The sequence below is a fragment of the Brachybacterium tyrofermentans genome (assembly GCF_039526165.1).
Taxonomy (GTDB): Bacteria; Actinomycetota; Actinomycetes; order Actinomycetales; family Dermabacteraceae; genus Brachybacterium; species Brachybacterium tyrofermentans.
Genome location: NZ_BAAAIR010000050.1, coordinates 63,531 through 84,197, shown reverse-complemented (window position 1 = coordinate 84,197; position 20,667 = coordinate 63,531). Strand labels below are relative to the sequence as shown.

Here is a 20,667-nt window from a genome sequence, read left to right as displayed (position 1 = left end):
TCAGAGGGCCTGCGGGTTCCCCTGGATCGCCTGCGGGTTGCCCTGAATGGCCTGCGGGTTGCCCTGGATCGCCTGCGGGTTGCCCTGGATCGCCTGCGGGTTGCCCTGGATCAGCAGGGAGAACTGCGGGTTCCCCTGGATCGCCTGGGGGTTCCCCTGGATGCCCTGCGAGCTCGTCACGAGGGCGGAGGAGAGACCGATGCCTGCAACGGTGAGGGCTCCAGCCAGAGCGGCTCCACCGACCATCCGGAAGCACCGTGACTTCCAGGAGACTGCTGAAGAATTCTTGGCGTGGACGTCCTGAACGTGGCGCACGATGACGACCTTTCGGAGGGCTGAGAGGAAGCGGCGGAGATGCCGATACAGCACATAGTACGTGTGTGCCACGATTCACAACAGTCCTCGTCCTTCTCACGCCGCTCGGAACGGGCCGTCGGCTCCAGACGCCGGCCACAGTCACTCGCCGTGCGCGACGTCGAGACCTGCGCGAGGCCGGTGCCCTCTCGGACGCCGGCCTCGTGCTGGCCGCTGGTGTACAGCAGCGGACGGGATGATCCCGTGCGGAGGCCGGATCAGGAGGCCGCTGCCTCCTGATAGACCTGCTCCGCCACATCACCGAGGTACGGGCCGTACATGACGCCGGGCTGCGAGGTGTACCCGAAGCTGTTCACCGAGATCTGCGGACCCGAGGGCCCGTCGCCCGCGAACCAGGGGCCGCCGGAGGAGCCACCGGTCATATCGCAGTCGATGGCCTGATCGTCCGTGCCTCCGAGGGTGTCATCGGACCCCGTGCCCTGACACTGCTCGAGGGATTCACCGTCGAACGGCGTGGCGGCCGGGTAGCCGAAGGACGTGTACAGGGCCCCGCGCGCCGTGTTGAACTCCAGCCCGGATCCGCCCACCATGTCGCTGAGGACGGCGGTCCCGCTCTCCGGCTCCACGACGGCGAACGCGATGTCGTAGTTCATGTCCTCGCTGGAGACCCACTGGTCGGTGGAGAAGAGGTCCGAGGCGCTCCACAGGCCATACGGGGTCTCGCCGTGGTCGTAGCCGGGTGCGAAGACCCAGTTGCTCGCCCAGGTCCCCGCGTCGTTCACGCAGTGCCCGGCCGTGGAGACCGTCGAGCCGTTCGCGGAGGCGACGGAGTTGCCCGAGCACACGTAGTCCTGCCCTCCGACGGTGAAGAACACCTTGCCGACGTGGTCGGTTCCCACGGCCGCGGTGGTCTGCTCGCCCTCTGCAGCGGCGGTTTGCTCCTGCGGAGCCGCGTCAGGGCGCGCACCTCCCTCGACTGAGGGGATGGTGACGGTCCCAGAGGATTCGACCTGGCCGTCCGGGACGTCGCTCCCTTCGACCAGTTCGTCCGCGGGAGTCGCGGCTTCCATCCGGTCGGCGGTCCAGTAGCCGACGGCGTCGTCCTGCTTGGACTCCGTGAGGTTCGTGGACTCCAGAGAGTCGTCGCCGAGTGGATCGGCCGCGGCGACGCCGGCGCCGCCCAGCAGCAGCGCCGCCGTGAAGGCGATCCCTCCTGCCGTGCGAGCGCAGAGTCCGAGGTGCGCGGAGAGGATGGGAGGGGAGTCATGGAGGTCCTGGGGATGGAACACCGTGGGGTCCTTTCGGAGGGGAAACGGGCGGCCTCGCGGAGGCCGCGGCGCCACCCTAGACGCTGTGACTCCCTTCACACAGCCATTCTGGAAAATCAGATGACCGCACGGTCACTTCTGGGTGCACCGGTCGAGAGCCTGACCTGCGACCCCGTCCCCGCATCTGCCCCCGCGTGTCCCGGACCCCGAGGACCCGCTGCCCAGGTCGTCCTCGACGTCCTCTTCAGCGGTCGAAGACTCGGTGGGAAGAGCGCGCTCCCGACTGGCCGGGATCGCTGCCTCGCGCCGCTTCGGGGTCCAATGCTCCGCCGCCGAGGAGGCGTTCTCATCGTGCTCCTGAGCGGAAGGGTCCTGAGATCTGCGCACCGTCATGAGCTCGTTCCGGCCAGGCCGACAAGATGACCGACGTCGCTCATAGAGTGCACCGCCCACTCGCCGCTCGGGCGACGTCGCAGGTCCGTCAGGCCCGCATTCGCGACCGGGAGGCGGAGCCAGGCATCGGCCGGCGCGCCGAGCACGTTGCGCACGAAGGAGCCGATGACGAAGGCATGCGTCACGCAGATCAGCGTCTTGGACTGCTCATGCGCCCCGGACTCTGCCCGCTTGGTCAGACGGGCCCATGCCGCGTCCAGCGACACCGCGTCCTCGTCCCGCTCCTCGACAGGCGTCTCGTGCAGCCAGTCCCAGCGGCCGCGCGAGTAGTCGTCCCAGTGCTCAGGCGACGGATGCGGGGTGAGGTCCTCGAGTAGCTCCGTCGGCTCCGGGTCGAGGCCGACCGCCTCGCCGAGGATCTCGGCGCTCTGCCGGGCACGACGGCGTGGACCGTGCAGGAGGGACTGCATCGGCTCCGCCCGCAGACGCTCGGCGAGAGCGGTCATCTGTGCTTGGCCCGTAGCGCTCAGGGCAGGATCGGCGGAGTCATCACCGGCGGCGTCACCATGTCGGACCAGAAGGATGCGTTGCATGCGCGGGAACCTATCAAACCCGCTCGCCCTCCCCGGAGGTCACGCGGTCGTGACGTCGTCGACCATCCGGTAGGCCTGTTCGGGCAGCACGGCGGAGCCCGGACTGCGGCAGTCCGCCACGCCGGCCCGTCCGGTCAGTCGGTCGCGTCGAGCTCCAGGTCCACCATGAGCTCTGCGGCGATCTGCTCGAGCGCCTCGCGGATCCCGTCGTCGTCCGCGCCGGCGGCGAGGCGCACCTCGGCCTCCGCCTCGAAGAGCATGCCGCCGCCCTCGGGCGCCTCGCGGGTCCAGCTGCGCAGGCCGTCGATCGTCGCCCCCTGTGAGGTGAGAGCCGAAGTGACCTCCCGGACCATCCCGGTGCGGTCCTGACCGAGCAGGTGCAGCCGCAGGGACTCCCCTGTCGGCGACCCGGCGCCAGCGCCCGCGACGTTCGCCTCGACCTCCAGGCCGACCTCTTCCGCCAGGACCGGGAGCGCCTCGAGGAAGGCCCCGACGTTCCCCTCGGGAACGTCTACCTGGACGATGCCGGCGAACTTCCCGGCGAGGAGCGCCAGCTGGCTGTCGACCCAGTTCCCGCCGTTCTCGTCCACGGCGGCGGCAAGGGCGGCGACGAGGCCGGGGCGGTCGTCTCCGATGGCTGTGAGCACGTAGGTCGTCATGGCCTCAGGCTAGCCCGTCGTGCCGTGGCCGACGAGATGTATCGGCGGATCAGATGCCCGATTTGTAGAGCCCGTACATGTAGGCGTCGAAGACCGCCTCCCAGGTGGCCTCGATGATGTTCGGGCCGACGCCGACGGTCTGGAACTCCAGGCCTCTGCCCGCCGTGCGCACGAGCACACGGGTGGTCGCGTCGGTCCCGTGGTGGGAGTCGAGGATGCGGACCTTGAAGTCCTGGAGCTCGAACTCGTCGACCATCGGGAACCGCTCCCGCAGCGCCGCTCGCAGCGCGAGGTCGAGCGCGTTGACCGGGCCGTTGCCCTCGGCGATCGCGACCTTCCGCTCCCCCTCGCCGTGGTTCGCGTCCACGAGCTTCACGGTGGCCTCGGTCTCGAGGATGCCGTCGCGTCCCTGCTGGGAGGTCGCTCGCCAGGACTCGACCTGCACGTAGGAGGGTGCCTGGTCGAGCTGATCCAGCAGCAGCAGCTCGAAGGAGGCATCGGCCGCCTCATAGGAGTAGCCCACCGCCTCGCGCTGCTTCACGGTCGTGGCCAGGCGCGACAGGAGATCTGGATCGCCGGCCAGGTCGAAGCCCAGCTCGCGACCCTTGAGCTCGATCGAGGCCCGGCCCGCCATATCGGAGATGATCATGCGCATGTCGTTGCCGATCTCGCGCGGATCGATGTGCTGATAGAGGTCGGGGTTCACCCGGATCGCGCTCGCGTGCAGGCCCGCCTTGTGGGCGAAGGCGCTCGCGCCGACGTAGGGCGCGCGCGGGGTGACCGGCATGTTCACGATCTCGCCGATCGCATGGGCGATGCGCGTGGTCTCGGCGAAGACGTCCTCCGGGATCAGCTCCATCCCCATCTTCAGCTGCAGGTCCGCGACCAGGGTGAGCAGGTCGGCGTTGCCGGTGCGTTCGCCATAGCCGTTCACGCAGCCCTGGATGTGGGTGATGCCGGACCGTACGGAGGTCAGGGCGTTCGCCACCGCACAGCCCGAGTCGTTGTGGGTGTGCACGCCCAGCCGTGCCTCCGCCTGCCCGGCGGCGGCGAGACGACCGCGCAGGTCCTCGATGATCTCGGTGATCTGATGCGGGAGCATCCCACCGTTGGTGTCGCACAGCACGACCACCTCGGCGCCGGCCTTGTAGGCGGCCACGACCATGGAGGTCGTGTACTCCGCGTCATCGAGGAAGCCGTCGAAGAAGTGCTCGGCGTCGACGAAGACCTCGCGTCCGAGCCCTACCAGGTGGCCGACGGTGTCCCGCACCATGGCGAGGTTCTCCTCGCCTGTGGTCCGCAGTGCGCCGAGGACGTGCCGCAGGTCGGACTTCGCGACCAGGGTGATCGTGGGTGCCCCGGAGTCGACGAGGGCGGCGACCTGGGCGTCCTCGGCCACCGCGACGCCCGCCTTGCGGGTGGCCCCGAAGGCCGCCAGTCGCGCCGTGCTCAACGTGAGCTCGCCCGCTGCGCGGGCGAAGAACTCGGTGTCTCGCGGGATCGCACCGGGCCAGCCGCCCTCTATATAGGTCACCCCGAGCTCGTCGAGCAGCCGGGCGACCGCCAGCTTGTCGGCCACCGAGAGCGTCAGGCCCTCCTGCTGGGAGCCGTCGCGCAGCGTGGTGTCGTAGACGTGGAACGCGGGGATCGGCTGGACCGCCTGATCCGGCGCAGTGCGCATAGTGCTCATCGTGGCCTCAGACAAGTCGGGTGAGCCAGCCGTGACGGTCCGGGGTCCGCCCGTACTGGATGTCGGTCAGCTCCTGACGGAGGGCCAGCGTGGTCTCGCCGGATCCGCCGTCGGCCACGGTCCAGGTGCCGCCGTGGGCACGGAACTCGCCGATCGGGTTGATGACCGCCGCCGTCCCGCAGGCGAACATCTCGGTGATCTCCCCGGAGGTGACCTGCTCGAGCAGATCGCTCATCACCAGACGCTGCTCGACGGGCTCGAGCCCTCGATCACGCGCCAGCTGCAGGATCGACTCGCGGGTGACGCCCTCGAGGATCGAGCCCGTCAGCGCCGGGGTGAGCAGGCGGCCGTCCGTCGTGATCGCGAAGACGTTCATGCCGGAGAGCTCGTCGATGCTGGTGTGGGTCTCGGAATCCAGGAAGAGCACCTCGTCGGCTCCGTGCTGGGCCGCCTCGTCCTTGCCGAGCAGCGAAGAGGCGTAGTTGCCGCCGCACTTGGCCGCGCCGGTGCCGCCAGCTCCCGCCCGGGCGTACTCGTCCGTGATCCACACGACCAGCGGCTGCACGCCGCGCGGGAAGTACGGGCCGGCCGGGGAGGAGATCACGTAGTACTCGACCTTGTGGGAGGCCCGCACGCCGAGGAACTCCTCGCTCGCGAACATGAAGGGGCGCAGGTACAGCGATTCCTCGCTGGTCGCCTCCGGCACCCAGTGCTCGTCCGCCGCGACCGCGGCCCGGAGGGAGCTGAGGAAATCCTCGACCGACAGCTCGGGCAGGGCCAGACGACGCGCGGAGCGCTGCAGGCGCTCGGCATTGCGCTCGGGACGGAAGGTCCACACCGAGCCGTCGGCGTGCCGGAACGCCTTGAGGCCCTCGAAGATCTCCTGCCCGTAATGCAGGACAGCGGAGGCGGGCGACATCGTCAGCGGGCCGAAGGGGATGACCTCGGCGCCGCCCCAGCCCTCGTCCAGGCGCCATGTCGCATGTGCCATGAAGTCGGTGTAGTGCTGGCCGAAACCGGGCTCGGCGAGAATTCGAGCGCGCTCCTCGTCGCCGATGCGACGAGTCCGGTCGGTCTGGGTGAAGACGAGCGCGGTCATGAGGTTCTCCTCCGAGCAGATAGGGGCAGGGTCAGTGTGTCAGCGACCGGAGATCGCGGCGACCAGGGCGTCGCCGATCTCCGTGGTGCCCCGGCGGGCGAGCTGCTCGGACTCCGAGCGGGACGCGAGGTCCGTCTCCACGGCGGCGCGAACGGCCGCGGCGGGTTCGACGTGACCGAGGTGGTCCAGGAGCAGGGCGACCGAGAGCACGGTGGCCGTGGGGTCCGCCAGGTTCTGCCCGGCGATGTCCGGCGCGGAGCCATGGACGGGCTCGAACATGGAGGGGTAGGCACCGGTCGGGTTCAGGTTGCCGCTCGCGGCCAGCCCGATGCCGCCGCCCACGGCGGCGGCCAGGTCGGTGACGATGTCCCCGAAGAGGTTGTCGGTGACGATGACGTCGAAGCGGCCCGGATCGGTCGCGAGGTAGATCATCGCGGCATCCACATGCGCGTAGTCGACGGCGACGTCAGGATGCTCCGCCCCGACCTCCTCGACGATCCGACGCCACAGGTGGCCGGCATGGACCAGCACGTTGTGCTTGTGCACGAGCGTCAGCTTCTTCCGGCGCGCCTCGGCCTGCTCGAAGGCATAGCGGACAACGCGCTCGACGCCGACGGCGGTGTTCAGCGAGACCTCCGTCGCGACCTCCAACGGGGTCCCCGTGCGCATCGAGCCGCCGTTGCCCACGTACGGGCCCTCGGTGCCCTCGCGGACCACGAGGAAGTCCATGTCACCGGGATCCTTGAGCGGCGAGGCCACCCCGGGCAGCAGCTTGGTGGGGCGCAGGTTGACGTAGTGGTCGAAGCCGAAGCGGAGCTTCAGGAGCAGGCCTCGCTCGAGCACGCCGGAGGGCACATCGGGGTCGCCCACGGCGCCGAGCAGGATGGCGTCGTGCTCGGCGAGTCGCTCCATGTCCTCGTCGGTCAGGGTCTCCCCCGTGCGGTGCCAGCGGCCCGCCCCGAGATCGAAGTCCGTGGTCTCGACGGTGACATCGGCGGGTTCGAGCGCCGCCCGCAGGGCGCGCAGGCCCTGGGGGACGACCTCCTTGCCGATGCCGTCACCTTCGATGACGGCGAGCTTGAGGACGGACGACGAGGCGGGTGCGCTGGTGGTGCTCATGACGATGCTCCGGTTCTGCGTTCAGGGGCGAGGAGGGATCAGTAGACGAGGTCGACGGCGTGGATCGAGTGTGCGCCGATGCTCGCGCCGAGCTCCTCGGCGAAGTCGCGGTCGATGGACTCGTCGAGGTCCAGGACCACGAGAGCCTCGGCGCCACGCTCGTTCCCGGCACGTGAGACCTGCATCCCGGCGATGTTCACGCCGGCCTCGCCCAGACGGACGCCGTACTGGCCGATGAGTCCCGGGCCGTCCTGGTATCGGATGATCAGCAGATGGTCGCTCAGCGGGACCTCCAGCGCGTGGCCGGCGACCTCGGTGAGCTTGTGCTCCTGATCGACGCCGCTGAGCGTCCCGGAGACGGAGACGACCTCGCCGCTGCGCAGCGTGCCGCGCAGGGTGACGACGTTGCGGAAGCGCTCGGCGGACTCATCGGTCACGAGCTGCACGGTGATGCCGCGCTCCTCGGCGAGGACCGGGGCGTTGACGTAGCTGACCTGCTCGGTGACCACGCTGCGGAAGAGTCCGCGCAGGGCGGAGAGCTTGAGCGCGGTGACATCGCGCGATCCGATCTCGCCGTGGACCTCGATGTCGAGCAGCTCGGGCATCTCGCCGGCGAGGGCGGTGAACAGCTGGCCGAGGCGGTCGGCGAGGGCGACGCCGGGGCGCACCAGGTCGTCGATCGCCCCGCCGGCGACGTTCACGGCATCCGGCACGAGCTCACCGGCCAGCGCGAGGCGCACGGAACGGGCCACGGCGATGCCCGCCTTCTCCTGGGCCTCCGCGGTGGACGCGCCGAGGTGCGGGGTCAGGGTGATGTTGTCGAGCTCGAGCAGACGCTTCGCGGTGTCGGACTTCGCCGGGGGCTCGGAGGTGTAGACGTCCAGGCCGGCACCGGCGATCCGCCCGCTGCTGAGCGCCTCGTACAGGGCGTCCTCGTCGATCAGCCCGCCGCGGGCGGCGTTGACGATGTGCAGGTTCGGCTTGGCGAGCGCGAACTGCTCGGCGCCGATCAGGCCCGTGGTCTCCGGGGTCTTGGGCATGTGCACGGTGACGATGTCGGCCTCACGCATGAGCTCGTCGAGCTCGACCACGCGAGCACCGAGCTCGGCGGCGCGGGCGTGGTTCACGTAGGGGTCGTAGGCCAGGAGGTTCACGCCGAAGGGGCGCAGGCGCTCGGCCACCAGCTGGCCGATGCGACCGAAACCGACGACGCCGACGGTCTTGCCGAGCAGCTCGACACCGGTGAGCTGCTTGCGCTCCCAGCGGGCCGCCTTCACCGACGCATCGGCCCGTGCGAGGTTACGCAGCGAGGCCAGGATCAGCGTCACCGCGAGCTCGGCCGCTGAGGTGATGTTCGAGGTCGGGGCGTTGATGACCATGACTCCGGCCGCGGTGGCGGACGGCACGTCGACGTTGTCCAGGCCCACGCCCGCGCGGGCGACGACTTTCAGGGTCTTCGAGGCGGCGAAGACCTCGGCGTCGACCTGGGTCGCGGAGCGCACCAGGATCGCGTCGGCCTCGGCGACGGCGGAGAGCAGAGCGGCACGATCGGTGCCGTCGACATGGCGGACATCGGCGTCATTGCCGAAGACCTCGATAGTTGCGGGCGAGAGTTCTTCGGCGAAGAGCACGACGGGACGCGTCACGGGATGTACCTCCGGGTCGGGTGGCGGCACTCGGAGAAGCTGTCTCCGAGGCCACAGAAAGAATACGGCGGTGTCCGCCATACGGTCACACTAGCCAAGATTCGAGACAGGACGTCGTGGTCCGCAGTCGTCCGTCGACACCCCCGGGTGGCACGGCCCCCGCGCGCGGTGACGCCATTCACTCCTTCGCCGCTCTCTTCGCCGCCTCCTTCGCGAGCACCTTCGCCCGATCCCTCTTCGCTCGAAGGCGCCCTTCGCGCTTCTCGAGCTCCTGTGCGCGGCGCTGCGTGGCCTGACGCAGCGCGATGATCGACACCAGTTCGTTCTCGGCCTCCACGAGGGCTGCGGCCGCCGGGCCTGCGGGCTCCGTCGGCGGGGACGGCGCACTCGCGCCCTCGCCCCCTTCGAAGGCCCGCTCTATACCGGGCATAAGCAGCGAGAGCGCGACCTCCACATCGTCGTCTCCACCGGTCGAGTCCGATCCCGTCGCCGGGTCCTCGAAATAGGCTCCGGAGTCGATGAGGTCCCGGGCATCCGGGAAGTGTCCCTCGGTGACGATCTCGCGAAGCAGCTGCTGGGCAGCCTCGCCGCCGCCCTCCTGCTCCACGTTCATCTCGCGACTCATCGACGCGAAGCCCCGCGCATTGACCGCCAGCAGCATCAGCACGCCCAGCTTGTCCTCCGCGGTGCCCGGGAGCGTGCGCATGGCGCGCATCCCGGCATCGACCGCGCGCACCTGGCCCGGCATGAGCATGGTCTCACTCGCCAGGGGGATGTCGAGCGCCCAGGGATGACGCCGATAGGCCTCCATGATCGTGCGCGTCCACTGCTCGAGCCCGGCGCGCCAGTCCTCGTCGTCGATCACCCACCCCTTGTCGCCGATGGCTGCATCGAGCATCAGAACGTGCAGGTCGTCCTTCGAGGAGACGTACCGGTACAGCGCCATGGTCGTGAAGTCGAAGACTCGCGCCACTCGCTGCATGGTCACTGCAGTCAGACCCTCGCTGTCCGCGATCTCGATCGCGGCGTCCACGATCCGCTCGTGACTCAACTCCCGCTTGGGGCCGCGCTGCGGAGCGGCCGCGACACCCCACGCCATGGCCACCAGCCTGGAGACGCCCTCATCACCCTGACACTGCTGCCGCCGCGTCACGCGCCACCTCCTGGTCACTCCTGACACGCACCCCCTCGAGCCGCGCCGCCGTACACCCCGACAGCGTACGCCACACACAGTTCCTTCCGAAGCGCCCTTGCCGACCCACTGCGTGCAATGCATACTGTTTATTGTGCATACAGAAGCACGCGCATCGAGTCCCCGACGAACGGAATGGAACGCCCATGAACGGCACCCTCGAGATCTCCGGACTCTCCAAGTCATACCGGGAGCCCGTCCTGGACCACCTCGACCTCACGATCGACGGCGGGGTGTTCGCCCTGCTCGGTCCCAACGGCGCCGGGAAGACCACACTGGTCTCGATCCTCACCACCCTGGTGCGGCCGGACTCCGGGTGCGCCCGCATCGGGGGCGTCGACATCCTGGCCTCACCGCGCGAAGCACGCCGGCTCTTCGCCGCCACCGGACAGGAGACCACCCTGGACGACCTCCTCACGGGCCGCGAGAACCTCGTGATGCTCGGGAGGCTGCTGGGACTGGGCCGGGGCGCGTCGCGGCGCGCCGAGGCTCTGCTCGAGCAGTTCGACCTCGCACCCGCGGGGCGTCGACCGGTCGCCACATACTCCGGCGGCATGCGGCGGCGACTCGATCTCGCCGCCTCCCTCCTCACCCGGCCCGCCGTGCTCTTCCTCGACGAGCCCACCACCGGGCTCGACCCTGTGAGCAGGAACCGGGTCTGGGACGACGTCCGAGCCCTGGCCGCGACGGGAACGACGGTCTTCCTCACCACCCAGACGCTGGACGAGGCAGAGTCCCTCGCTGACCGCATCGCCGTCCTGCGGGCCGGACGGCTGGTCGCCGACGGCACCGCTGAGGAGCTCATCGCCGCCGTGGGCGGTCAGAGACTGTCACTGCTCGATTCCGAGGGGATCGAGGTGCGCGGGATCGACACCGACGGCACCGCTGCCTCCCTGGCCCGCGCCCTGTCCTCTCTGCACGCGCACGAGGAGGAACTGCACGTCGCTCTGCGCTCCCCCAGCCTGGACGACGCCTTCATCGCCCTGACCCAGACCCACCAGGAGGTGGCACCATGACCTCTCTCGCTCCCAGCCGACCCAGCTCCGCACACGGTGTGGGGCCGTGGCGCTCCAGCGGCGTCTTCATCGGCCGCAGCCTGCGCCACAGCCTCCGCGACGGCGAGGGGATGCTCATGGCCGTCGCCCTGCCGGTGATGATGCTGCTGCTGTTCACCTATGTCTTCGGCGGCGCGATCATCGCCGACGGCTACGTGGATTTCGTCGTGCCCGGCGTTATCCTCACCTGCGCCGGTTTCGGCGCAGCCTCGGTGGCCATCTCCGTGAACCGGGACATCACCCTCGGCGCCATGCGCCGATTCCGGACCCTGCCGATCATCTCCGCGACGGTGCTGGCAGGCCATGTCGTCGCCAGCGTCCTGCGGAACCTCGTGGCGACGATGATCGTGATCCTCGTGGCTCTCGCGATCGGGTTCCGCCCCTCCGCCACCGTTCTGGAGTGGTTCGCCGCCCTGGGACTCGTGGCGGTGTGGATCCTCGCCATCACCGCCTTGTTCGCGTGCATCGGCCTGGCCTCGGGGAGCGTGGAGGCGGCCAACGGCTATGGGTTCATCCTGCTGTTCCTTCCCTATCTCTCCAGCGCCTTCGTGCCGATCGGGACCATGCCGAGCTGGCTGCAGCCCATCGCGACCCACCAGCCGATGGGCCCGTTGGTGGAGGCCATCCGCGCCTTGCTGACCGGTGTCGGCGAGGCACCCGTCCTGGCCTCCCTGGCGTGGAGCTGCGGGATCATCGCGCTGTCGATGGTGCTGATCGCGCTCGCCCTGCCCCGCAGCAAGGACCGTTGAGCCCTCGGGCCGCGCAGCCCCCGCACGCCGACGGCGGGCGCACCCTCGAAGGGTGCGCCCGCCGTCGCGGTGAGGAAGGGTGGATCAGCGCGCGGCGCTGCCCTCGACGTAATCCGTGTCGATCGCCTGAGCGCTCCAGGAGAACATCTTGCGCAGGTCCCGGCCGACGGTCTCGATCTGGTGCTTCGCCTCGGTCTCGCGGAGCTCCGTGAACTCGGGCGCGCCCTTGTCCTGGTCGTCGATGAACCGCTGGGCGAAGGTGCCGTCCTGGATGTCGGACAGGATGTCCTTCATGGCCTTCTTGGTCTCGCCGGTGACGACGCGCGGGCCCGAGACGTAGTCGCCGTACTCGGCGGTGTCGGAGATCGACCAGCGCTGCTTGGCGATGCCGCCCTCGTGCATGAGGTCGACGATCAGCTTGAGCTCGTGGAGCACCTCGAAGTAGGCGATCTCGGGCTGGTAGCCGGCCTCGGCGAGGGTCTCGAAGCCCGCCTGCACGAGGTGGCTCATGCCGCCGCAGAGCACTGCCTGCTCGCCGAAGAGATCCGTCTCGGTCTCCTCGGTGAAGGTCGTCTTGATGACTCCGGCGCGGGTGCCGCCGATGCCCTTGGCGTAGGACAGCGCGAGATCCCAGGCACCACCGGTGGCGTCCTGCTCGACGGCGACGATGTCGGGGATGCCGCGGCCGGCGACGTACTCGCGGCGCACGGTGTGACCCGGGGCCTTCGGGGCGATGAGGAGCACGTCCACGCCCTCGGGGACCTCGATGTAGCCGAAGCGGATGTTGAAGCCGTGCGCGAAGGCGAGCGCCTTGCCCTCGGTGAGGTTCGGCTGGATGGACTCGCTGTAGACCTTCCGCTGATCCTGGTCCGGGGTGAGGATCATGATCAGATCGGCCCACTCGGAGACCTCGGCGACGGTGCCGGTGCCCAGGCCCTGCTCCTCGGCCTTGGCGCGGGAGGTCGAGCCCTCACGGAGGCCCACGCGGACCTCGACGCCGCTGTCGCGCAGGTTCAGCGCGTGGGCGTGGCCCTGGGAGCCGAAGCCGATGATGGCGACCTTCTTGCCCTGGATGATGGACAGGTCGGCGTTGTCGTCGTAGTAGATCTCAGCCACGATGTGCTCCTTCGTGTAGGTGTGCGGTGTGCCGGTTGCTTGCTGACGCACCGGGCGACGGGACGATCCTATCGCCGGTTGTCTTACGTTATGAGAGGCCGTCTCCGTATTCGGGACACCGTCGGGCGCCCTGGACGGCGAGGATCAGCTCAGCAGGCTGCGATCGGTGATCGCTCGCCCGCCGCGTCCGATCGCGACGGCCCCGGACTTGACGATCTCGCGCACCCCGAAGGACTCGAGCATGCTCAGCAGCGCGCTGAGCTTGTCCTGGGTGCCGGTGGCCTCGATGGTCACCGAGTCGGCGGCCGCATCGACCACCTTCGCGCGGAACATCTGGACGATCTCCAGCACCGAGGTGCGCGTGGCGTTGTCGGCCGTCACCTTGATGAGGATGAGCTCGCGCTGGACGGTCTGCCGCGCGTCGAGCTGGACGATCTTGAGGACGTTCACCAGCTTGTTGAGCTGCTTGGTGATCTGCTCGAGCCGACGCTGATCCACGTCGACCACCACGGTGATCCGGGAGATCTCGGGGTGCTCGGTCGGTCCGACCGCGAGGGAGGAGATGTTGTACCCACGGCGCGAGAACAGTGCGGAGACGCGGGTGAGCACGCCGGGCTTGTTCTCGACGAGGACCGAGAGGGTCTGGCTGTCGGGCGTCATGACGTAGCCCGCCGTGCTCGATGCGGGCGCCGCGGGCGATGCCGTGGTCTGGTTCGTGAAGTTCGTGCTCATGATCAGATGTCCCTCTCCCACTCGGGGCTCATGCCCTGCGCGATCTGGATCTCGTCGTTGGAGACGCCCGAGGGCACCATCGGCCACACCATCGCGTCGGCGCTCACGGTGAAGTCGACGATCACGGGGCGGTCGTTGATCTCCATCGCCTGCGCGATGGTGGCGTCGATGTCCTCGTCCCGCTCACAGCGCAGGCCGACCGCACCGTAGGCGTCGGCGAGCTTGACGAAGTCGGGGACCCGCTGGGTGCCGTGCCCCGTGTTGAGGTCGGTGTTGGAGTAGCGCTTGTCGTAGAACAGGTTCTGCCACTGGCGCACCATGCCGAGGCTGGAGTTGTTGATGATCGCGACCTTGATCGGGATGTCGTTGATGACGCAGGTCGCGAGCTCCTGGTTCGTCATCTGGAAGCAGCCGTCGCCGTCGATGGACCACACCACCTTGTCGGGCCGGCCCACCTTGGCGCCCATCGCCGCAGGCACCGAGTAGCCCATGGTGCCGAGGCCGCCGGAGTTGATCCAGCTGCAGGGCTCCTCGTACTGGATGAACTGGCTGGACCACATCTGGTGCTGGCCCACGCCCGCCACGAAGATCGACTCGGGGCCGGAGATGGCACCGATCCGGGAGATGACCTTCTGCGGAGCCGTGAAGCCGTCCTCGGTCTCGGTCCACCCCAAGGGGTAGCTCTCGCGGAGCATGGTCAGCGTGCTCCACCACGCCTCGTAGTCGCGGGGGTCCTCGACGGAGAGACGCTCGCGCAGCTCGGCGGTCAGGGCGCGGGCCACGTCGGCGGCCTGACCGACGATCGGGACGTCCGCATCGCGGTTCTTGGAGATCTCCGCGGGATCGATGTCCGCGTGGACCACCTTCGCCCCGGGCGCGAAGGACTCCAGCACACCGGTCACGCGATCGTCGAAGCGCGCCCCGATGTTCACGATGAGATCCGAGCGCTGCAGCGCGGAGACCGCCGAGACGGTGCCGTGCATGCCCGGCATCCCGAGATGGCTGGGGTGCGAATCGGGCAGCGCACCGCGGGCCATGAGAGTGGTCACGAAGGGTGCCCCGGAGAGATCGATGAGCTCGCCGACCTCCTGGCTCGCCCGGCCGCGCAGCACGCCGCCGCCGAGCAGGAACACGGGGCGCTTGGCCTCCAGCAGGAGGGAGATCGCCTCGCGGATCTGCTTGCTGTGCGGGCGGGGATCCGGCCGGTATCCGGGGAGGTCCAGGGTCTCGGGCCACGTGAACGTGGTCATCGCCTGCTGGGCATCCTTGGTGACGTCGACGAGCACCGCGCCGGGGCGACCGGTGGAGGCGATGTGGAACGCCTGCTTGATGACCCTGGGGATCTCGTCGGCGTCGGAGACCAGGAAGTTGTGCTTGGTGACCGGCATCGTCATGCCGACGATGTCCGCCTCCTGGAAGGCGTCGGTGCCGATGAACATGGAGCCGACCTGACCGGTGATGGCGACCATCGGGATGGAGTCCATCTGGGCGTCGGCGATCGCCGTGATGAGGTTGGTCGCGCCCGGGCCGGAGGTCGCCAGGCAGACGCCGACCTTCCCGGTGGCGTGCGCATAGCCGCTCGCGGCGTGACCGGCGCCCTGCTCGTGGCGGACCAGGACGTGACGGAGGCCCTCGGCGTCCATCAGCGGATCGTAGGTGGGCAGGATCGCACCGCCGGGAAGGCCGAAGACGACCTCGGCCCCGGCGTGCTTGAGGGACTCGACCAGCGCCTGCGCGCCGGTCATCTGCTGTCCGTTCATCGGAACTCCTTCGTCGTCTCGGACGGTGGGCAAGGCGGTGAACTGCTGCAGGCGGGCCACGGTCCCTCCCCCGGTTGCTCCGCTCCCGGGGGCCGGGACACGAAAAAGCCCCTCCGCCTGGGGCTCAGGGAGGGGCGCGGTTGACGTCTCGAGGAAACGAACGGGGTCAGCCGCGCTCGGTAACTACGAGAAGAATCGTCTGCATGTCCCACACAGTAGGGCCTCCGGTGGGATGCAGGCCACCCGTCCGGATCGCGAGACGATCCGTCCACCGGCGAGGGCGACCCGGAGATCCGTCCCGTCACGGGGCGTCACATCGGGCCCAAGGAATTGTAATGAGCGACATAAGCATGCATGCTCGCCCTATGTCGCGTATCGAGATCGTCGAGACCGCCGAGGTCGCAGAATCCACCGGGACCGCCCAGGGAGCGTCCCGCGCACCGGCCGCTCCCCCGCGGGCTCGTCCCTCGCGCTCGGGGAAGCCGCAGGGCCAGTGGAAGGTGGACGGCACCACCCCGCTCAACGCGAACGAGGAGCTCAAGGCCGCCGACAACGGCCTCAACGTCCGCGAGCGCATCGAGCAGATCTACGCCCCCGGCGGGTTCGACTCGATACCGGACGGCGATCTCCACGGTCGCTTCCGCTGGTGGGGCCTGTACACGCAGCGCAAGCCCGGCATCGACGGAGGGCGCACCGCGCAGCTCGAACCCCATGAGCTCGAGGACCGCTACTTCATGATGCGCGTCCGCACCGACGGCGCCGCCCTCGACCCGAAGGCGCTCCGCGTGCTCGGCGGCATCTCCGCCGACTTCGCGCGCGGCTCGGCGGACGTGACCGACCGGCAGAACATCCAGTACCACTGGATCGGGATCGAGGACGTCCCCGAGATCTGGCGCCGCCTGGCCGCTGTCGGCCTCGAGACCACGACGGCCTGCGGCGACACCCCGCGCGGCTTCCTCGGCAGCCCGGTGGCGGGGATCGCGGCCGACGAGATCATCGACCCTTCCCCGGTGATCGCCGAGATCAAGCGCCGCTATCTCGGCGACCCCGAGCTGGCCAACCTTCCTCGCAAGTTCAAGACCGCCATCACCGGCCACCCGAGCCAGGACGTGGTCCACGAGATCAACGACATCTCCCTCGTGGGCGTCGTCCACCCCGAGCACGGTCCGGGCTACGACCTGTGGGTGGGCGGAGCCCTGTCGACCACGCCCCGCCTGGCCGAACGGCTGGGCGCCTTCGTCCGCGAGGAGGAGGCGAGCGATGTCTGGCACGGGGTGGTCCGGATCTTCCGCGACTACGGCTACCGCCGGCTGCGGAACAAGGCCCGGCTGAAGTTCCTTCTCGCCGCCTGGGGCCCCGAGAAGTTCCGCGAGGTGCTCGAGACGGAGTACCTCGGGCATCCCCTGGCCGACGGGCCCGCCCCGGGCGCCCCCACCGGTCCGGCCGATCATGTGGGCGTCCACCTCCAGAAGGACGGACGGTCCTACGTCGGGGCGACCACCACGGTGGGACGGGTCGGAGGCGGACTGCTGACCGCGCTCGCGGACCTCGTCGAGGCCGTCGGCGCCGAGTCCGTGCGGCTGACCCCCTTCCAGAGCCTCGTGGTGCTCGGCGTCCCCACCGACCGGGTCGAGGACCTGCAGGCCGGTCTCGAGGAGCTCGGCCTCAGCACCCGTCCCAGCCCCTTCCGCCGATCGACCATGGCCTGCACCGGGCTCGAGTTCTGCAAGCTGGCGATCGTCGACACCAAGGACACCGCCGCCCGCACCATCTCCGTCCTGGAGGAGCGGCTGAGCGACCTCACGCCGCAGCTGGAGGAGTCGATCAGCCTGCATGTGAACGGGTGCCCGAACTCCTGCGCCCGGATCCAGACCGCGGACATCGGCCTGAAGGGACAGATCATCACCACCGCGGAGGGCGAGCAGCTGCCCGGGTTCCAGGTGCACCTCGGAGGATCGCTCGCCGCCGCAGGCCTCGAGCAGCCACAGCTGGGCCGCACCCTGCGCCAGCACAAGGTCGCCGCCCGCGACCTCCCCGACTACGTCGAACGCGTCGTCCGACGCTTCGTCGGATCCCGAGCCCCCGGCGAGTCCTTCGCCGTGTGGGCGCACCGTGCCGAGGACGAGGAGCTGCGATGAGCACGACGGAGAGCACGACGACCACCACGCCCGACCGGGTGGAGCGCACCGCCCGCCTGCGCGCCCTCGTCGAGGAGGCCTCGCAGCACTTCTCGGCGCTCGAGGACGAGCTCGGCCCCGGTCAGCTCGCCGAGGCCGTCAGCGCCTGGGCGGCGCAGACCTTCGGGCGCGACCTCGCCGTGGCCTGCAGCATGGCCGATGCCGTGCTGCCCCACGTCGTCGCCCAGCACCTCCCGGGCGTCGACGTGCTGTTCCTCGAGACCGGCTACCACTTCCCCGAGACGCTCGAGACCCGGGATCGTGTGGCCCGCGAGCTCGACGTCACGGTGGTCGACGTGCTCCCCCTGGCCACGGTGGCCGAGCAGGACTCCTCGCTCGGCCCCCGGCTCCACGACCGCGACCCCGCCGCCTGCTGCGCGCTGCGGAAGGTGGACCCGCTGCGCAGGGCCCTGTCCGGCTACGACGCCTGGGTCACCGGAGTGCGGCGGGAGGAAGGCCCCACCCGCGCGCACACTCCCCTGATCACCTATGACGAGTCCTTCGACCTGGTGAAGATCAACCCTCTGGTCACGTGGTCCTTCGGACAGCTCATGGGCTATTCCCACGACCACGGCCTACCCGAGAACCCCTTGCTCGAGCAGGGGTTCCCGAGCATCGGCTGCGCACCCTGCACGCGCGCCGTCGCGCCCGGCGAGGACCCGCGCGCCGGGCGCTGGGCGGATTCCGCCAAGACCGAGTGCGGCCTGCACCCCTCCGGCGACGCACCGGCCGACGACGATGCCTCCACGGACACCCCGTCGGCCGTCACCCCTCTGTCCCTCCTCACCGTCGACACCGCCCAGGAGACACGATGACGACCCTGATCCCGGACCCGCGGCCCGCCGTCGCGGCGACCACCCCTCCGCCCGCGGACCCGCCTGATCTGCTCGACATGCTCGAGAGCGAGGCGCTCCACATCATCCGTGAGGTGGTCGGCGAGCTCGAGCGCCCTGTGATGCTGTTCTCCGGGGGCAAGGACTCCGTGGTCATGCTGCACCTCGCGGCGAAGGCGCTCTGGCCGGCCCCGGTCCCCTTCCCGGTGCTCCACGTGGACACCGGGCACAACTTCCCGGAGGTCCTGGCGTTCCGGGACGCCGCCGTGGAGCACTACGGGGTCCAGCTCCATGTCGCCTCGGTGCAGGACTACCTCGACGACGGCCGGCTGCGCGAGCGCAGCGACGGCACCCGCAATCCCCTGCAGACCCTTCCCCTGCTCGACGCGATCGAGGTGCACCGCTTCGACGCCGTCTTCGGCGGGGGCCGGCGCGACGAGGACAAGGCCCGCGCCAAGGAGCGCATCGTCAGCCTCCGCAACTCGTTCGGCCACTGGGATCCCAAGAACCAGCGTCCGGAGCTGTGGCACCTCTACAACACCCGCCGGCGACCCGGGGAGCATGTGCGCGTCTTCCCGCTGTCGAACTGGACCGAGCTCGACGTGTGGCGCTACATCGCCCGCGAGGACATCGCCCTGCCGTCGCTGTACTACGCCCACGAGCGGTCGGTCCTCGAGCGCGACGGGATGCTCCTGTCACCCGGGGACTGGGCGGAGCTGCGCGACGGCGAGGAGCCGAGCGTGCGCACCGTCCGCTACCGGACCGTCGGCGATATGTCCTGCACCGGAGCCGTGGCCTCCACCGCCGGGGATGTCGAGGCGGTGATCGCCGAGGTCGCGGCGACCACGATCACCGAGCGCGGCGCCACCCGCGCCGACGACCGCCTCTCCGAGGCCGCCATGGAGGACCGCAAGAAGGAGGGCTACTTCTGATGAGCACCACGACGACGAGCACCGTCGCCCCGGCCACGGCCCCGACCACGGCGATCCCGACCCCGACCCTCCTGCGCCTGGCGACCGCCGGCAGCGTGGACGACGGCAAATCGACCCTGATCGGTCGACTGCTCCACGACACGAAGTCCGTGCTGGCCGATCAGCTGGCGGCGGTCGAGGACGCGAGCCGGCGCCGCGGCTGGACCGGCGAGCTGGCGGACCTCGCCCTGCTGACCGACGGCCTGCGCGCCGAGCGCGAGCAGGGCATCACGATCGACGTCGCCTACCGCTACTTCGCGACCGCCGACCGGTCCTACGTCCTGGCCGACACCCCCGGTCACGTCCAGTACACCCGCAACACCGTCACCGGGGCCTCGACGGCCGACGTGGTCGTGGTGCTGGTGGACGCCCGCAACGGCGTGGTCGAGCAGACCCGCCGCCATCTCGCGGTGGCGGCGCTGCTGCGGGTCCCCCACGTGGTCGTGGCCCTGAACAAGATCGATCTGGTCGAGGATCCCCAGCAGGTCCACGAGCAGGTGGCCTCCCAGCTGGCCGACGTGGCCGGGGCGCTTCCGCTGGACGTCCCGCCCGTGGTCCCGCTCTCGGCGCTGCGCGGCGACAACGTCGTCCACGCCTCCGAGTCCACCCCCTGGTACACCGGGCCCACCCTGCTGGCCCTGCTGGAGTCCCTGCCCGCTGCCCGGGACCTCCGTCACGACGCCTTCCGGATGCCGGTCCAGCTGGTGATCCGCCCTCAGCACGGAGCGCAGGACGCGGCGCACGTCGACTACCGCGGCTACGCGGGCCTGATCACCGCCGGAGCGGTCGAGGTGGGAGACCGGATGGTCGTCGCCGGGTCCGGCCGTGCCACCACCGTGGCCGGGATCGACCTGGACCGCTCCAGCGTGCAGCGCGCCGAGGCGGGCCTGTCCGTCACGGTGCGCCTGAGCGAGGAGCTCGACGTCTCCCGTGGTGATCTGCTCGCCGCCGGTGACGTCCCCACTCCCCGCCGGACCTTCTCCGCCGTGCTCTGCTGGCTGTCCGAGGGCCCGCTGCGCCCGGGCGCGCGGGTGCTCGTCAAGCACGGGACGAGCACAGTGCAGGCACGGGTCACCTCGGTCCGGGACCGACTGGACATCTCGACCCTCGAGCATGTGCCGGCGGAGCAGGGTGAGCTCAACGACCTGGTCCGCGTGGATCTCGAACTCGCCCAGGCGCTGCCGCTGGAGTCGTACTCCGACTCCCGCGAGGGCGGCGCGTTCATCGTGATCGACCCCCAGGAGGCGACCACCCTCGCCGCGGGGATGGTCGACGCCCCCGGGCGACACTGAGGCGGCTG

Annotated in this window: 18 protein-coding genes; 6 read left to right on the top strand and 12 right to left on the bottom strand. The window is 69.9% G+C overall.

Annotated features, from left to right (window positions below):
• The 9 genes from ABD093_RS17540 to ABD093_RS17500 form a co-directional block, all read right to left on the bottom strand.
• Positions 1-387, bottom strand: coding sequence for a hypothetical protein (locus ABD093_RS17540; protein WP_343926134.1), 387 nt, complete (start codon positions 385-387; stop codon positions 1-3).
• Positions 388-572: 185 nt separating this feature from the next.
• The gene (locus ABD093_RS17535; protein ID WP_319021469.1) at positions 573-1,604 is read right to left on the bottom strand and encodes a trypsin-like serine peptidase; all 1,032 of its coding nucleotides are present in this window, start codon (positions 1,602-1,604) and stop codon (positions 573-575) included.
• Positions 1,605-1,972: 368 nt separating this feature from the next.
• On the bottom strand, positions 1,973-2,569 hold the full coding sequence (locus ABD093_RS17530; protein ID WP_193116021.1) for a histidine phosphatase family protein: 597 nt from the start codon (positions 2,567-2,569) through the stop codon (positions 1,973-1,975).
• Positions 2,570-2,703: 134 nt separating this feature from the next.
• Positions 2,704-3,228, bottom strand: a complete 525-nt coding sequence (locus tag ABD093_RS17525; RefSeq protein ID WP_193116022.1) for a glycine cleavage system transcriptional repressor — start codon at positions 3,226-3,228, stop codon at positions 2,704-2,706.
• Between the two features lie 49 nt (positions 3,229-3,277).
• Positions 3,278-4,918, bottom strand: coding sequence for a citramalate synthase (gene cimA / locus ABD093_RS17520; protein WP_377802495.1), 1,641 nt, complete (start codon positions 4,916-4,918; stop codon positions 3,278-3,280).
• Positions 4,919-4,925: 7 nt separating this feature from the next.
• Positions 4,926-6,017: a branched-chain amino acid aminotransferase gene (locus ABD093_RS17515; RefSeq protein WP_343926129.1), complete on the bottom strand. Its 1,092-nt coding sequence runs from the start codon at positions 6,015-6,017 to the stop codon at positions 4,926-4,928.
• Positions 6,018-6,056: 39 nt separating this feature from the next.
• On the bottom strand, positions 6,057-7,136 hold the full coding sequence (locus ABD093_RS17510) for a 3-isopropylmalate dehydrogenase (RefSeq protein ID WP_343926127.1): 1,080 nt from the start codon (positions 7,134-7,136) through the stop codon (positions 6,057-6,059).
• A 38-nt stretch (positions 7,137-7,174) separates the two neighbouring features.
• A complete protein-coding gene (gene serA / locus ABD093_RS17505; RefSeq protein WP_343926125.1) occupies positions 7,175-8,782 on the bottom strand; it encodes a phosphoglycerate dehydrogenase in 1,608 nt (535 codons plus the stop codon).
• A 178-nt stretch (positions 8,783-8,960) separates the two neighbouring features.
• Complete coding sequence (locus ABD093_RS17500; protein ID WP_343926123.1) at positions 8,961-9,935, bottom strand: TetR/AcrR family transcriptional regulator; 975 nt, start codon at positions 9,933-9,935, stop codon at positions 8,961-8,963.
• A gap of 185 nt (positions 9,936-10,120) precedes the next feature.
• On the opposite strand from ABD093_RS17500, the gene ABD093_RS17495 reads away from it, so the two are divergent.
• Complete coding sequence (locus ABD093_RS17495) at positions 10,121-10,990, top strand: ABC transporter ATP-binding protein (protein WP_193116028.1); 870 nt, start codon at positions 10,121-10,123, stop codon at positions 10,988-10,990.
• Positions 10,987-11,778, top strand: coding sequence for an ABC transporter permease (locus tag ABD093_RS17490; protein WP_193116029.1), 792 nt, complete (start codon positions 10,987-10,989; stop codon positions 11,776-11,778). The genes ABD093_RS17495 and ABD093_RS17490 overlap by 4 nt, the downstream gene beginning before the upstream one ends.
• Before the next feature lie 84 nt (positions 11,779-11,862).
• On the opposite strand, the gene ilvC is transcribed toward ABD093_RS17490, so the two are convergent.
• The 3 genes from ilvC to ABD093_RS17475 all read right to left on the bottom strand — a co-directional run bounded on the left by ilvC (position 11,863) and on the right by ABD093_RS17475 (position 15,386).
• The gene (gene ilvC, locus ABD093_RS17485; RefSeq protein WP_193116030.1) at positions 11,863-12,894 is read right to left on the bottom strand and encodes a ketol-acid reductoisomerase; all 1,032 of its coding nucleotides are present in this window, start codon (positions 12,892-12,894) and stop codon (positions 11,863-11,865) included.
• A gap of 144 nt (positions 12,895-13,038) precedes the next feature.
• Complete coding sequence (gene ilvN, locus ABD093_RS17480) at positions 13,039-13,554, bottom strand: acetolactate synthase small subunit (protein WP_343926257.1); 516 nt, start codon at positions 13,552-13,554, stop codon at positions 13,039-13,041.
• 74 nt (positions 13,555-13,628) lie between these two features.
• Complete coding sequence (locus tag ABD093_RS17475) at positions 13,629-15,386, bottom strand: acetolactate synthase large subunit (protein WP_343926119.1); 1,758 nt, start codon at positions 15,384-15,386, stop codon at positions 13,629-13,631.
• Between the two features lie 365 nt (positions 15,387-15,751).
• Here ABD093_RS17475 and ABD093_RS17470 point away from each other — a divergent pair, with 365 nt between their 5' ends.
• Genes ABD093_RS17470 through ABD093_RS17455 form a run of 4 tightly spaced genes read left to right on the top strand, consistent with a single transcriptional unit; the run spans position 15,752 to position 20,659 of the window.
• Positions 15,752-17,524, top strand: coding sequence for a nitrite/sulfite reductase (locus tag ABD093_RS17470; protein ID WP_343926117.1), 1,773 nt, complete (start codon positions 15,752-15,754; stop codon positions 17,522-17,524).
• Positions 17,521-18,378 carry a phosphoadenylyl-sulfate reductase gene (locus ABD093_RS17465; RefSeq protein ID WP_343926116.1) on the top strand — a complete coding sequence of 286 codons (858 nt, stop codon included), beginning with the start codon at positions 17,521-17,523 and terminating at the stop codon, positions 18,376-18,378. Before ABD093_RS17470 ends, ABD093_RS17465 begins: the two co-directional genes overlap by 4 nt.
• Positions 18,375-19,328, top strand: coding sequence for a sulfate adenylyltransferase subunit CysD (gene cysD, locus ABD093_RS17460; RefSeq protein ID WP_343926114.1), 954 nt, complete (start codon positions 18,375-18,377; stop codon positions 19,326-19,328). Before ABD093_RS17465 ends, cysD begins: the two co-directional genes overlap by 4 nt.
• Positions 19,328-20,659, top strand: a complete 1,332-nt coding sequence (locus ABD093_RS17455; protein WP_343926112.1) for a sulfate adenylyltransferase subunit 1 — start codon at positions 19,328-19,330, stop codon at positions 20,657-20,659. Before cysD ends, ABD093_RS17455 begins: the two co-directional genes overlap by 1 nt.
• Positions 20,660-20,667: the final 8 nt, after the last annotated feature.

Bases quoted from the DNA above. Each gene is read 5' to 3' on its own strand.
- ABD093_RS17490 (WP_193116029.1), top strand. From the start codon at position 10,987: ATGACCTCTCTCGCTCCCAGCCGACCCAGCTCCGCACACGGTGTGGGG.
- ABD093_RS17525 (WP_193116022.1), bottom strand. From the start codon at position 3,228: ATGACGACCTACGTGCTCACAGCCATCGGAGACGACCGCCCCGGCCTC.
- cimA (WP_377802495.1), bottom strand. From the start codon at position 4,918: ATGAGCACTATGCGCACTGCGCCGGATCAGGCGGTCCAGCCGATCCCC.
- cysD (WP_343926114.1), top strand. From the start codon at position 18,375: ATGACGACCCTGATCCCGGACCCGCGGCCCGCCGTCGCGGCGACCACC.
- ABD093_RS17470 (WP_343926117.1), top strand. From the start codon at position 15,752: ATGTCGCGTATCGAGATCGTCGAGACCGCCGAGGTCGCAGAATCCACC.
- ABD093_RS17510 (WP_343926127.1), bottom strand. From the start codon at position 7,136: ATGAGCACCACCAGCGCACCCGCCTCGTCGTCCGTCCTCAAGCTCGCC.
- ABD093_RS17495 (WP_193116028.1), top strand. From the start codon at position 10,121: ATGAACGGCACCCTCGAGATCTCCGGACTCTCCAAGTCATACCGGGAG.
- ABD093_RS17515 (WP_343926129.1), bottom strand. From the start codon at position 6,017: ATGACCGCGCTCGTCTTCACCCAGACCGACCGGACTCGTCGCATCGGC.
- ABD093_RS17475 (WP_343926119.1), bottom strand. From the start codon at position 15,386: ATGAACGGACAGCAGATGACCGGCGCGCAGGCGCTGGTCGAGTCCCTC.
- ABD093_RS17530 (WP_193116021.1), bottom strand. From the start codon at position 2,569: ATGCAACGCATCCTTCTGGTCCGACATGGTGACGCCGCCGGTGATGAC.
- ABD093_RS17465 (WP_343926116.1), top strand. From the start codon at position 17,521: ATGAGCACGACGGAGAGCACGACGACCACCACGCCCGACCGGGTGGAG.
- ilvN (WP_343926257.1), bottom strand. From the start codon at position 13,554: ATGACGCCCGACAGCCAGACCCTCTCGGTCCTCGTCGAGAACAAGCCC.
- ABD093_RS17455 (WP_343926112.1), top strand. From the start codon at position 19,328: ATGAGCACCACGACGACGAGCACCGTCGCCCCGGCCACGGCCCCGACC.